Source organism: Streptomyces sp. NPDC101110 (assembly GCF_044759525.1).
Classification (GTDB): domain Bacteria; phylum Actinomycetota; class Actinomycetes; order Streptomycetales; family Streptomycetaceae; genus Streptomyces.
Map to the genome: position 1 here is coordinate 135,699 of NZ_JBIVZM010000001.1, position 12,810 is coordinate 148,508.

The window sequence follows — 12,810 nt, forward strand, 5'->3', positions numbered from 1 at the left end:
TGGCACTTGCGAAGGCGGTGCTCCAGGGTGCCCGGCCCAGGCGTGAACACCCGTGGCTTCGGGGGCAAATGGGACGGCAGTGACGCTCCTTGCGGATGCCCTTCGACGACCCCGAGGAGAGTCCATAAGATCTCTGTAGGCTCAGCACACCCCTCACTCACAGCTCGGCCTCACCTCACTCCACACACGACCCCAGGACACCCGCCATGCCGCGACGCCGCACCTCAAGCTCGTCAAGCTCGACGGGAAGTACGTCGGGAAGTACGACGGGAGCGGCGGGAGCCACGGCCGCGCCCAGGAACCGGACCCCGCAGCCGGTGACGATCCGGCGGCGGTCGTTCGGGGACTTCGTCAAGGCGTTCCTCGCTTTCGTCGCCCTTGCCGTGCTGCTCGTCGGCGTGCCGGGCGCGCTGGCCACCCAGATCGGTTGGCCGCTGCCGGACGGGGTGCCCGGCCTCGACTGGCTCCAGCAAGAGATCACCGTCCACACGTTCCTGAACATCCTCACCGTCATCGTGTGGCTGGCCTGGGCACAGTTCACCGCGTGCGTGCTCGTGGAGATGAAGGCCGCGCTGTCGGGTGTCGGCGTGCCGGGGCGGGTGCCCGGCGCCGGGCCGAGCCAGTTGCTCGCCCGTCAGCTCGTCGCCGCGCTGCTGCTCGTCGGCGCCACCGCCGCCAGCTTCACGCCCGGCCTGTCGCAGCTCGGACACAGCTACGACGGCAACCAGAAGCCGACCGTCGCGGCCGCCCAGGCCACCCCGGGCATCTTCGCCCAGCAGCAGGAGCAGGCCTCCGGCGCCGCGGCCGCCCTCGCCGAGCAGGCCTCGCACGCCGCCGCCCACGCCGACGCCGGCGGCAGCACCGCCAAGCAGGGCGACACGAAGTACTACCGGATCCAGCCACCCGAGGGGCGTCACCACGACTCCCTGTGGGAGATAGCCCAACGGCACCTCGGTGACGGGCGTCGTTACAAGGAGATCTTCGAGCTCAACAAGGACCGCGTGCAGCCCGACGGGTCCAGGCTCTCCGAGGCCAGTCTCATCCGGCCCGGATGGATCATGGAAATGCCCGGCGACGCCCGCGGCGGCGACCTCGTCGAGATGCCCGACGAGGCGCCCGACGTGTCGCCGGACGTGCAGCAGCAGATCAGCGACTACGCCCAGAGCGGCGACCACGCCCAGGGCGGGGGCGGCTCCGGCGCCCGGGGCGGCGGTCACGAGCACGCCGGTGGCGGCGCCGCCCAGGTGTCCGTCCCCGACCAGCAGCGGCCCGCCCACGACACCGGGCAACAGCAGGCCACCGCCGTCGGCGCCGAGTCCGACAGCTCCTTCGGTCTCCCCGAGGCTCTCCTCACCGCCCCCCTCCTCGCCGCCGGTCTCCTCGGCGCCCTGGGCCGGCGTCGCCGGCAGGCGCTGTGGCAGTCGGCCTTCGGATCCGTCGGCGGCCGGCGCGGCATGGAGCCGCCCACGCCGACCGGCGACGCCCAGGACGTACAGGACGCGCTGCTCGTCGGCGCCGACCCCGAGGGCGTGCGGCTGCTCGACCGGTCCCTGCGGGGTCTCGCCGCCTCCCTCGCCGAGGAGTCGCGCGCCCTGCCGGTCGTCTACGCGGCCTGGCTCAGCAACGGCGACCTGCACCTCCAGCTCGCCCAGCCCGCCGGGAAACCCCCGACCCCCTGGCAGCAGGGGCAGGACCAGACGTTCTGGATGCTGGCCCGCACCGACGCCGAGCGCTACGAGGACGTCGACACGGCCGCGCCCTACCCCGGCCTCGTCAGCCTCGGCACCATGGACGACTCGCGGCTGCTGCTCAACCTGGAAGCGGTGCCCGGGATCGTGTCGCTGAGCGGCCGGGAGGCCGACCGGGCCGCCGTCTTCGCGTCCGTGGCGGCCGAGTTGGCGACCAACGGCTGGTCGGACCGCATGACCATCACGCTCGTCGGATTCGGGGCGGACCTCACGCCCCTCGCCCCGAACCGCATCCGGCACCTGGAGGACGTCGAGGCTCTCCTCGAGACCATGGAGGCCGAGACCCGGCAGCGGCGCGGAGCACTGGGCGCCGCCGGGCACGACTCCGTCCTCACCGGGCGCACCGGGCCCGCCCAGCACACCCGCTGGGCCCCGCACCTCGTGCTGCTCGCCGCCCAGCCGTCCGCCGAGGACGCCGTCAAGCTCGCCGAGCTGGCCGCCGACGCGAGCCGTCTCGGCATCGGTTACCTCGTCGGCACCGAGACCGGTGATCTGCCGGGCGCCGCCTGGGAGATGGAGATCACCGGCCAGGGCAAGCTGCTCGCGCCGCTCCTCGGCCTCGAACTCGACGCGCAGCTGCTGCCCGCGACCCAGCAGCGGGCCGTGGTCGAGCTGTTCGTGGAGGCCGACCCGGAGCGCGAGACGGACGGACCCGCGACCACCCCGCCGTTCCTCGTCGACATCAGCGAGCAGGGCCGTCCGGCCGTGTACGCCAGGCTCGTCGGGCCGTACGAGATCATCGGCCTGGACAACCCGGACGGGGAGCGCAGCGCGCTGCTGCACGAGGCGCTCGCCCTGCTGCTCCTGCACCGCGAGGGCGTGCACCCGCGGGTGCTGTCCTCGGCGCTGTGGCCGCGCGGTGTCACCGACGACGTGCGAAGCGCGCTGCTCGATCGGCTGCGCGAGTGGCTCGGCACCGACCCCGACGGCACGCCCCGCCTCGCCACTGACGGCTCCGGCCGGCTCACGCTCGCCAAGACGGTCGTCTCCGACCTGGACGTGCTGCGGTCCCTGTACCACGAGGCCACGCAGGGCAGGGGCGTCGGCAGCCGGGCCGTGCGCGGGCGGCTGCTCACCGACGCGCTCGTGCTGGTGCGCGGGCCGCTGCTCGCCGACCGGCCCGAGGGTCGCTACCGGTGGCTCACCCACGAGATCGTGGACGCCCAGTTGCCGCTGCTCGTCGCGGACACGGGGCTTGCGCTGTGCGAGTTCCACATGGAGAAGGACCGTGCGGAGAAGGCCATCGAGGCGCTGAACGCGGCGCTGCGCACCGCCCCGGCCGACGAGCGCCTGTGGCACGAGCTGCTGCGCGCCACGCACGCCACGGGCGACTCGGAGCGGCTGACCGCCCTCGCCACCGACCTCATCGGCCGCAGCGGGGCCCGCGGGCTGCCGCCGCGCACCGAGGCGCTGCTCGACGAGCTGTTGCCGACGTGGCGTGACGCGATCGCCGCGGCGGGATGAGCACCGGGTTGCCGGCCCTCGCCGCCGCGCTGTGGGGTGCGGCGGCGGGAGCGTTGCTGCCGCGCGCGGCCTACCGGTTCTCGGCGCCGTCGGGTGAGGCGTGGCGGAAGGAGTGCCCCGGCGGGCACGCCGTCAAGGGCTGGCTGGGGCGGGCGGTGTGCCCGGAGTGCGCCGAGTCCGGATACGGGCCGCGTACGGCGCCGCTGGTGATCGCCACCGCCCTGGTCTGCGCCGCCCTGGCCGCCGCGACGGGCACCCGCCCCGAGCTCGGCGTCTGGCTGGTGCTGGCCCCGGCCGGGGTGCTGCTCACGGTCGTCGACTTCCGCGTACGGCGCCTGCCCGACCCGCTCACCCTCCCGTTCGCTGCGGTCGCACTGGCCCTGCTCGGCCTCACCGCCCTCGTCCCCGAGCACGCGGGTCACTGGACGACCGCCCTGCTGGGCTCCCTCGCCCTGGGCGGCGGCTACTTCGTCCTGTTTCTCATCAACCCCGCCGGCATGGGCTTCGGCGACGTCAAGCTGGCCCTGGGCACCGGGGCCGCTCTGGGCTGGTACGGCTGGCCGACGGTCATGCTCGGCACCTTCGCCGGTTTCCTGCTGGGCGCCCTGTACGGCGCCGCCCTGGTGCTCACCCGCCGCGCCACCCGCAAGACAGCCATCCCCTTCGGCCCGTTCCTCATCACGGGCGCGTTCCTGGGCCTACTGGTGGGCGCGTACACGGCCTGACCCGAGCGGGCGGCGCCTCATGGGGGTCATCCCGTGAGGCCGTGGAGGACGCGATACGTGACGTACAGGCCGTAGGCGCCGAGGAAGACGCCGAGTAAGCGTGTCCAGCCGGGCAGGGCGCGGAGCCGGTGTGCCGCCCGCATCCGCCGCAGACACACGGAGGCGCTCACCACGCCGAGCACGGCCATGGCCACGAACAGCCCGAACAGCACGGGGCGGTCGCCGACCGACGTCCTCGCGGTCCCGGCGTCGGCCACGACGAGCAGCAGATAGGGGGCGATGTACCGCGCGGGGCCGAAGTCCCGGGGCTCAGTGGGGCGGGCGGAGTCGATCATCGGGGGTGCCTCCTGGAAGCGGGGTGGGTGTGCGCTCGAATGCGTGTGATCCACGCAATCGGCGCTGTCATGATGCTGATCATGACAAACGCATCGCCTTATCCCGCCTACCCGGCCGCTCATCCCGTCGGCCCGTTCCCCGACCCTGTGCCTCAGCCCTATCACCGCCTGGACCGCACCACCGGTCGTCACCGGTGGTGGCGGCCGCTGGTCGGGACGGTGCTGTTGGCCGTCGGCTACTTCGTGGTGCTGCTCGTGCTGCTGGCCGTCTCCTTCGTGCTCGGTGCGGCGCTCGGTGCCCCCGAACTGCCCGACGGCGGTGCGGACTTAGGGCCGCTCGGGAACACCGCGATGGATCTCGTGTCGCTCGCGACAGCCCTGCCCCTGGTGCTGCTGGCCACGCTTTGGCCGGCGAGGCGGCCCGCCGGCACCGTCACGTCGGTCACCGGGCGGCTGCGGGCCGGCTGGCTGGGGTGGTGTCTGCTGGCCGGGCTGCCGCCCGTCCTCCTGCTCACGGGGACGGCCTTCCTCCTGCCGGACGACACGGGTGACTCCGGCACATGGGTGGGCTGGGGTTCCTTCCTCGCGGCGCTGGCCGTCCTGGTCCTGCTCGTCCCACTGCAGGCCGCGGCCGAGGAGTACGTCTTCCGGGGCTGGCTGACCCAGGCGGTCGGGGCGTTCGTGCGCTCCCCGTGGATCGCCGTGCTCCCGCAGGCCGTGCTGTTCGCCGCGGCGCACGGCTGGGGCACCCGCTGGGGCTTCCTCGGGCTGATGGTGAACGGCCTGGTGGCGGGCCTGCTCACGATCCGCACCGGCGGCCTGGAAGCGGCCATCGCCCTGCACGTCCTGAACAACCTGCTGGCCTTCGGCGCCTCCGCCGCGGTCGTCGGCGGACTGGCCTCCGACGAGACGGCGGCCGACGCGCCCTGGCAGCTGGCCCTCGCCGCGGTGGTCACCGACCTGCTCTACGCCGCGATCGTGCTGTGGCTGGCCCGGCGGCGCAAGCCCCAGCGCCTCTCGGCCCCGGCGCCGTACGACGCCGCCCGCACGCCCTGACGTATGCCCCGGCGTCGTACGACGCCGCCGTGCGGCCTGGCGTCCGGCCGGCGGAACCCCTGGCGTACGCTGGGCTGGTCCGTCCACAACCCTTACGAAAGGGACGCCCGGTGACCGAGAAGGCCGACCTTCAGCCCATCCTCGACCGTGCAGCCGCCGGTGGGCGGATCACCCCGGACGAGGCGCTCGTGCTGTACCGGGACGCCCCGCTGCACGCCCTCGGAGCCGCCGCCGACGCGGTACGCCGCCGCCGGTACGCCGGGACCGAGCACATCGCGACGTACATCATCGAGCGCAACATCAACTACACGAACGTGTGCGTCACGGCGTGCAAGTTCTGCGCGTTCTACGCCCCGCCGAAGGCCACGGACAAGGGCTGGACGCGTGACCTGGACGACATCCTGCGCCGCTGCGCGGAGACCGTCGAGCTCGGCGGCACGCAGATCATGTTCCAGGGCGGGCACCACCCGGACTACGGCGTCGAGTACTACGAGAAGCACTTCGCGGCGATCAAGAAGGAATTCCCGCAGCTGGTCATCCACAGCCTGGGGGCGTCCGAGGTCGAGCACATGGCCCGGATCTCGAAGGTGTCCGTCGAGGAGGCCATCCAGCGCATCCACGCCGCCGGGCTGGACTCCTTCGCCGGTGCCGGCGCCGAGCTGCTGCCCGAGCGGCCCCGGAAGGCCATCGCCCCGCTGAAGGAGTCCGGCGAGCGCTGGCTGGAGATCATGGAGATCGCCCACAACCTGGGCGTGGAGTCCACCTCCACCATGCTCATGGGCACCGGCGAGACCAACGCCGAGCGCATCGAGCACCTGCGCATGATCCGGGACGTCCAGGACCGCACGGGCGGCTTCCGCGCCTTCATCCCGTACACCTACCAGCCCGAGAACAACCACCTGAAGGGCCGCACGCAGGCGACGCTGTTCGAGTACCTGCGGATGATCGCCATCGCGCGGCTGTTCATGGACAACATCGCCCACATCCAGGGCTCCTGGCTGACCACGGGCAAGGAGGTCGGCCAGCTCTCCCTGCACTACGGCGCCGACGACCTGGGCTCGATCATGCTGGAGGAGAACGTGGTGTCGTCGGCCGGTGCCAAGCACCGGTCCAACCGGATGGAGATCATCGATCTGATCCGGAAGGCGGGCCGGGTGCCCGCCCAGCGCGCCACCACGTACGAGCACCTCGTCGTCCACGACGACCCGGCGAACGACCCCGTCGACGACCGCGTGGTCTCGCACATCTCCTCCACGGCCATCGAGGGCGGCACGGCTCACCCCGAGCTGAAGCTGCTGGCCCCCAACTGACCCCACCGTGCTGACGATCCACGCCGCCCCGCTGGTCCTGCCTGCGGGCGCGGCACCCGGCATGGACGCACCCGTCGTGGACGGCGCCGTCGTGGTGGACGGCGACCGGATCACCGCCGTGGGGCCGTTCGAGGAGGCCGTCGAGGACGCGCCGGGCGCGCGCGTGCGGCGCTGGCCCGGCGTCCTCACCCCCGGGCTGCGCCAGTGGCACGCGCTGTGGCTGCTGCGCCGGTGCTACCACCCCGACCCGCGCGAAGCCGACGAGCTGGGCGAACAGCCTTTGTGGGGCGAGCGGTTGGCCGCCCTGGGGGACCTCACAGAGACCCGCTGGTCGGGCAGCGTACGGCGCGGAGTGCAGCGGATGCTGCGCTACGGCACGACCGCGGTCGCCTCGCCCGGCGCCCGTTTCCGCGATTCCCTGGTGGCCACGGCCGTCGCACGGTCCGGGCTGCTGGTCGTGGGGACCACCGGGGCTCCCGGAACGCTCCTCGGTGAGCGGCCCGACCTCGATCCGTTCGCGGAGGGGTACGACCTCCCCGGCACGGTCCACGGCCCGCTGTCCGTCGGTGGCCGGGCCGACCTGGCCGTGTTCGACGTACCCGACGAGGCGGCCCTGCGCGAGCGCGGCGCGGCCACCTGCGTGGCGACCGTGCTGGCCGGCCGGCTGGTGTACCGGGCCCGCTGACGGGGCCGGTCAGCCCGCGAACGCCTTCCCGAACGCCCCCGCGCCCTGCGCCACACCGCTGCAATCGGTCGCCGCCTTCGCCGAGTCGGAGCCGTCCGCGCACTGCCGGTCCCGGGCCGCCGACCACATCGACACCCAGGCGATGCCCTTCTCCTCGGCGAACGCCCGCACCTCGGCGGCGTCCGCGAGCGTGAACGTCTCGTTCGCGACGTCGTTGACGCCGATCATCGAGGTGAGCGCCATGCCCCGCCAGGCGGTCGCGTCCGAGGTGCCGAAGGTCTTCTTCAGCTGGGTGTGCGCGGCCTTGGCAGCCGTGAGGGCGTAACCGCCCATGTCACCGTCGTACGACGAGCCGTAGTTCATCGTCATGAGGTTGACGGTGGAGACCTGTACGCCCTTGTCGTTGGCGGAGGCGAGCAGCGCGAGGCCGTCCTCGTCGAGCCCGGACGGCATCACCGGGAGTGTGAACGACACCTCCAGGTCGGCCCGTTTCTCCTGCAACCGGGCGATCGCCTCCGAACGCAGGGCGATGGAGGCGGAGTCGGAGATCTCGTCGCCCTCGATGTCGAAGTCGGCCAGGGCGGCGCCCGCCGCGTCGAGGGCCTCGCCGTACGCCGCCGCCAGCTTCGCGGCGCTGTCGCAGTTCACCGCGAGTTCCCTGCCGGACGCGCCGCCGAAGGAGACCCGGACCCGGGCGCCGTCCGCCTTGAGCTTCGCGATCCGGGAGGCGACCTTCGCGTCGTCGATGGCGTGCGTGCCGTTCCAGCGCGGGGTGCAGCCGTCGCCGTCGGCTATGACGAACGCGAGGTTGTACGTGGTGGGGGAGCCGGCGGTGTCGGTGCCGGCGGCCTCGGTGGCGCTGAGGTACGGGGCGTACGAGGTGCCGGCCGCGGCCGTCGCCGTGGCGGACGCGGCGGACGCGGGGGCCTCGGATGCCGCCGGCGCCGCGTCGCCCTGCCCGGAGCACGCGGCGGTGGCGAGGGCGAAGAGACAGCCCAGCCCGGCCGCCACCGGTTTCCGGTAACTCCTCATGACGTGCGCTCCCGTTCTCGTGAGGGGGGTGGTCGTACAGGAAGTACGTTTCCCCGCAGCAAACGTCTCACGAGGCCGGTTGCGCGCGGCGAGTTCCGCTGGGTTTCCCGAGAACTCTCAGAGAAGGGACAGGTTTTGTCGTATCTCACGGGTCCCTCACAAGAAAACCCGAGTTTAGAGCACATAAAGGCGCCCTGCCGTCCGGGGAATGCATTCCGAGCCCGCCGCCGAAATCCACGCCCCTCGTGGTCGCCGCCGCAAACGCGGCAACGGGTCCGCGGAAGGTCCCGTGTTCGTTGACAACCCCGGTCGCCCGGCCCGGCTGCTGCGCCGGTTCGGCCTCCTGCTGGGGGCGGTCTGCCTCGGGTACGCGGCCGTCCTCGGCGCTGCCTTCATGGGGTGGGGGACGTCCCTGACGCCGTCGCAGTTGCCGCCGTTCGCGGGTGCGGGGCCCGGGCCGGAGGGCTTCCCGGTGCTCCTGCTCGCGCTGACCTGCGTGATGCGTCGACCTGTCGTACCAGAGCGGCACCCGGGTCCGGCGCGAGATGGAGCAGACGCAGCTCGCGCCGGCGGGCGCGGCCGGCATCACGACCACCCTGTTCCGCGCGCCGTACTCCTCGCAGACCGGCGCCATCGGCGACTACAGCCGGCCCGTGTACAAGAAGCTCGGCCGGGACGGCTGCACCAGCGTCTTCGTCGACACCGACAGTGACGACTGGAAACAGCCGGGCGCCTCGAAGATCGTCCGGTGGGCCGCGCCGAAGAAGGACAAGGGCGCCTCGGTGCTCTTCCACGACGCGGGCGGCGACCGCTCACAGACGATCGAGGGGCTGCCCGCCACGGCGGCGCACCTGCCGCTGGGCAGTCAGTGGTTCCTGTCCGTTGTGGGCCGGGTGCTGATCGCGGTGTTCGTGCTGCTGTGCGGCTGGGTGGAGGACGCGGCGGCACGGAAGAAGCCGAGGCTCATGCCCGGAGGGGGTCCTGCAAGAATGGGCCCGTGACCCGCGCATCCCTGGACAAGCAGCCGCACGAAGTCGCCTCGATGTTCGACGACGTGGCGGAACGGTACGACCTGACCAACGACGTGCTGTCCCTCGGCCAGGACCGGCGATGGCGCAAGGAGGTCGCCAAGGCAGTCGACGCGCGCCCCGCGCAGAAGATCCTCGACCTCGCGGCGGGCACCGGCACGTCCTCGCTGCCCTTCGCCCGCACCGGCGCCTACGTCGTCCCCTGCGACTTCTCGCAGGGCATGCTCCAGGTCGGCAAGCAGCGGCAGCCCTGGCTGCCGTACACCGCCGGCGACGCCACGCGGCTCCCCTTCAAGGACGGCACCTTCGACGCCGTCACCATCTCCTTCGGGCTGCGCAACGTGCAGGACACGGACGCCGCCCTGCGCGAGATGCTCCGGGTGACCCGGCCCGGCGGGCGCATCGTGATCTGCGAGTTCTCGCACCCGACGTGGGCGCCGTTCCGTACGGTCTACACCGAGTACCTGATGCGCGCCCTGCCGCCGGTCGCCCGGGCGGTGTCCTCCAGCCCCGACGCCTACGTCTACCTCGCCGAGTCCATCCGCGCCTGGCCGGACCAGCCTGCGCTGGCCGAGCGGCTGGGCAAGGCCGGCTGGTCCCGGGTGGCCTGGCGCAACCTGAGCGGCGGGATCGTCGCCCTGCACCGGGGCTTCAAGGCGAGCTGAGCGCCATGGACGGGTCGCCCGGCTCGTCCAGCTCGCGCTGCAGTCCGCCCCGGGGCGGACGGGGGATCCGCGGTTCGTGCACGCCCCCGCCGCCCTCACCGGGCCCGAAGTCGAACCACACGTAGACCATCGAGTCCCGCGGCACCTCGGCTCCGGGCTGCGGGTACTGGCGTACGACGTAGTCGACGACGGCGAGCGGGGGCTCCGGCCGGTCCGGCGTGGTGAGGAGGAGACCCCGCGCCCGGGCCGTCTCCCGCGCGTCCACGGCCATCAGCCCGACCAGACGCGGTACGCACACTTCGGGTGTCTTGTGGGATATGTGCACAGATGTCACCCCCAGCGGTACGGGAAGGGTAACTCCCGCCCCGTACCGACCGGAAGTGACAGATGTCTTTCTGTGGCAGACGACTACTGTCCGTCAACGCCTTGGAGATCGAGCCGGTAGCAGTGGCCCGTGCGCTGCGAGGCCGGGGTCGTGAACGTCTCCGCGAGGCGCATCCCCAGCCGCTGCGTCACCGCGATGGACCGGCTGTTGCGGGCGTCGACCATCGCGACGACGCCCGGGACGCCGACGGCCCGCATCCGCTCCAGGGTCCGCCGCGCGGCAGCCGTCACATAACCCTTGCCCCAGTGCTCCCGGCCCAGCCGCCAGCCGATCTCGATCTCCCCGGCCGGGCCCCAGGGCCGCTCCCACGGCTGGGCACCGGTGAAGCCGACGACCTGCCCCGACTCGTCGAGTACGGTCCACAGGCAGAAGCCGAGCTCGGCGTCGTGCCGGCGCTGGCGGGCGGTGAGCTCCTCGTAGACCGAGACCTCCGCGGCCCTGCCGCCCTGGAACTCCATGACGTCCGGGTCGTCGAAGATCCGGTGCCAGGCGAACGCGTCCTCGTGCGTGGGGACTCGCAGCCGTACGGCGGGGAGAGCTCGATTCACGGGGCAGCCCTTCAGCCGGGTGATGAATACCGCTGCATAGACTGCCCATGTCGGGTGCCGCTCGGCACTTCAATTCCGAACCTTGGGGAGATCCCGCCGTGAGTGTCGTGACCGAGCCCCTCTCGGAGAACACCGCCGATGTGATCGTCGTGGGCGCGGGGCCGGCGGGCTCCACCACCGCCTACCACCTCGCCAAGGCGGGGCTCGACGTCCTCCTGCTGGAGAAGACCGAGTTCCCCCGCGAGAAGGTCTGCGGCGACGGGCTCACCCCGCGTGCCGTCAAGCAGCTGGTGGCCATGGGCATCGACATCTCGGAGGAGGCCGGCTGGCTGCGCAACAAGGGACTGCGCATCATCGGCGGCGGGGTGCGCCTCCAGCTCGACTGGCCGGATCTCGCCTCCTTCCCCGACTACGGCCTCGTCCGCAAGCGCGACGACTTCGACGAGCAGCTCGCCCGGCAGGCCCAGAAGGCCGGTGCCCGGCTCTTCGAGCGGTGCAACGTGGGTGCGCCGATCATCGACGACCGCACCGGCCGCATCACGGGCGTGCACGCCAAGCTCGGTGAGGAGAAGCGCGAGGTCACCTTCCACGCGCCGCTCGTCGTCGCCGCCGACGGCAACTCCACCCGGCTGTCCCTGGCGATGGGCCTGCACCGCCGTGAGGACCGGCCGATGGGCGTGGCGGTGCGCACGTACTTCACCAGCCCGCGCCACGAGGACGACTACCTGGAGTCCTGGCTGGAGCTGTGGGACCGCCGCGGCGCCGAGGACCGCCTGCTGCCCGGCTACGGCTGGATCTTCGGCATGGGCGACGGCACCTCGAACGTCGGCCTGGGCGTGCTCAACACCTCCGACTCCTTCAAGGAGCTGGACTGGCGCGAGGTCCTCAAGGCCTGGTGCGCGTCGATGCCGGAGGACTGGGGCTACACGCCGGACAACATGACCGGCCCGATCCGCGGCGCCGCCCTGCCGATGGCCTTCAACCGCCAACCGCACTACACCAAGGGCCTGCTGCTCGTCGGTGACGCGGGCGGCCTGGTGAACCCCTTCAACGGCGAGGGCATCGCCTACGCCATGGAGTCCGGACAGATCGCCGCCGACGTCATCGTCCAGGCTCACGCCCGGCCGACGCCCGCGGGCCGGGAACTGGCCCTCCAGCGCTATCCGCGCGTCCTGAAGGACACCTACGGCGGCTACTACACGCTCGGACGCGCTTTCGTGAAGCTCATCGGCAACCCGAAGGTCATGCAGATCGCCGCCCAGCGCGGTCTCACGCACCCGATGCTGATGAAGTTCACGCTGAAGCTGCTCGCGAACCTCACCGACCCCACGGGCGGCGACGCGATGGACCGCATCATCAACGGCCTGAGCCGGGTGGCCCCGAAGGCCTGAACGAACGAACAGCCGTCGCGCGCCCGTCCCGGGGGTGCGGGCGCCGGTGGCTGCTCGGGCGCGGGTGATCGTGGGGGTCCCCGGCCCGCCGTCAGACGTTGGACGCCGCGATGCCGACAAGGGGCGTTTCGGGCGTGCGGGGCTACCGACCCGTCGACGGAGTGGGGCTTTTCGGGCGTACGGGACTACCGGCCCGTCAACGGTCCTGCGCGGGCGGCGTACTCGTGCTGCGTGCCCTCAACGCTCGGTCACGTCGTGACAATTCGGGCGCAAGATGCGGGAGTGACGGAAACGCCGGGTCGGGTCGCCGAACCGTGGGGCCTCCAGGACGGCTTCTGAGGGCCGCTGGAGCGCCTCGGGAGGCACGGTGGGGATCGGGGGACCCGGCGGGCCCCGGACAGGCCGGGAGGGCCGTTGCCGTGGTGCGGCAGCGGCCCC

The 12,810-nt window shown here is 72.4% G+C and carries 11 protein-coding genes and 1 pseudogene; 8 read left to right on the top strand and 4 right to left on the bottom strand.

Annotated features, from left to right (window positions below; all coding sequences use genetic code 11):
• The first annotated feature begins 206 nt into the window (after positions 1 to 206).
• Both ACIQU3_RS00655 and ACIQU3_RS00660 read left to right on the top strand, forming a co-directional pair.
• A complete protein-coding gene (locus ACIQU3_RS00655) occupies positions 207 to 3,212 on the top strand; it encodes a BTAD domain-containing putative transcriptional regulator (protein ID WP_403724061.1) in 3,006 nt (1,001 codons plus the stop codon).
• Positions 3,209 to 3,937 (top strand): prepilin peptidase, encoded by a 729-nt coding sequence (locus ACIQU3_RS00660; protein WP_403724064.1) that lies wholly within the window; start codon positions 3,209 to 3,211, stop codon positions 3,935 to 3,937. Before ACIQU3_RS00655 ends, ACIQU3_RS00660 begins: the two co-directional genes overlap by 4 nt.
• 26 nt (positions 3,938 to 3,963) lie before the next feature.
• Here the strand turns inward: ACIQU3_RS00660 and ACIQU3_RS00665 are convergent, their stop codons facing one another.
• Positions 3,964 to 4,272 (bottom strand): hypothetical protein, encoded by a 309-nt coding sequence (locus ACIQU3_RS00665; RefSeq protein ID WP_403724067.1) that lies wholly within the window; start codon positions 4,270 to 4,272, stop codon positions 3,964 to 3,966.
• 81 nt (positions 4,273 to 4,353) lie between these two features.
• Here ACIQU3_RS00665 and ACIQU3_RS00670 point away from each other — a divergent pair, with 81 nt between their 5' ends.
• The 3 genes from ACIQU3_RS00670 to ACIQU3_RS00680 all read left to right on the top strand — a co-directional run bounded on the left by ACIQU3_RS00670 (position 4,354) and on the right by ACIQU3_RS00680 (position 7,323).
• Entirely contained in the window at positions 4,354 to 5,328 is a 975-nt protein-coding gene (locus ACIQU3_RS00670; RefSeq protein WP_403724070.1) for a lysostaphin resistance A-like protein, read from the top strand.
• Positions 5,329 to 5,438: 110 nt separating this feature from the next.
• Positions 5,439 to 6,638, top strand: a complete 1,200-nt coding sequence (gene mqnC / locus ACIQU3_RS00675) for a cyclic dehypoxanthinyl futalosine synthase (protein WP_030839983.1) — start codon at positions 5,439 to 5,441, stop codon at positions 6,636 to 6,638.
• Positions 6,639 to 6,645: 7 nt separating this feature from the next.
• A complete protein-coding gene (locus ACIQU3_RS00680; RefSeq protein WP_403724075.1) occupies positions 6,646 to 7,323 on the top strand; it encodes an imidazolonepropionase-like domain-containing protein in 678 nt (225 codons plus the stop codon).
• Between the two features lie 9 nt (positions 7,324 to 7,332).
• Here the strand turns inward: ACIQU3_RS00680 and ACIQU3_RS00685 are convergent, their stop codons facing one another.
• On the bottom strand, positions 7,333 to 8,355 hold the full coding sequence (locus tag ACIQU3_RS00685) for a chitinase (RefSeq protein ID WP_403724078.1): 1,023 nt from the start codon (positions 8,353 to 8,355) through the stop codon (positions 7,333 to 7,335).
• A 503-nt stretch (positions 8,356 to 8,858) separates the two neighbouring features.
• Here ACIQU3_RS00685 and ACIQU3_RS00690 point away from each other — a divergent pair.
• Together ACIQU3_RS00690 and ACIQU3_RS00695 are read left to right on the top strand one after the other, a co-directional pair.
• Positions 8,859 to 9,245 (top strand): annotated as a pseudogene (locus ACIQU3_RS00690) (bi-functional transferase/deacetylase); the annotation flags it as partial.
• A 107-nt stretch (positions 9,246 to 9,352) separates the two neighbouring features.
• On the top strand, positions 9,353 to 10,048 hold the full coding sequence (locus tag ACIQU3_RS00695; protein ID WP_403724083.1) for a demethylmenaquinone methyltransferase: 696 nt from the start codon (positions 9,353 to 9,355) through the stop codon (positions 10,046 to 10,048).
• On the opposite strand, the gene ACIQU3_RS00700 is transcribed toward ACIQU3_RS00695, so the two are convergent.
• Positions 10,035 to 10,373 (bottom strand): PASTA domain-containing protein, encoded by a 339-nt coding sequence (locus tag ACIQU3_RS00700; RefSeq protein ID WP_403724086.1) that lies wholly within the window; start codon positions 10,371 to 10,373, stop codon positions 10,035 to 10,037. The genes ACIQU3_RS00695 and ACIQU3_RS00700 overlap by 14 nt on opposite strands.
• Before the next feature lie 83 nt (positions 10,374 to 10,456).
• Entirely contained in the window at positions 10,457 to 10,981 is a 525-nt protein-coding gene (locus tag ACIQU3_RS00705; protein ID WP_403724089.1) for a GNAT family N-acetyltransferase, read from the bottom strand.
• Positions 10,982 to 11,079: 98 nt separating this feature from the next.
• Between ACIQU3_RS00705 and ACIQU3_RS00710 the strand changes: the two genes are divergently transcribed.
• On the top strand, positions 11,080 to 12,372 hold the full coding sequence (locus tag ACIQU3_RS00710) for a geranylgeranyl reductase family protein (RefSeq protein WP_403724092.1): 1,293 nt from the start codon (positions 11,080 to 11,082) through the stop codon (positions 12,370 to 12,372).
• The last annotated feature ends 438 nt before the right edge of the window (positions 12,373 to 12,810 follow it).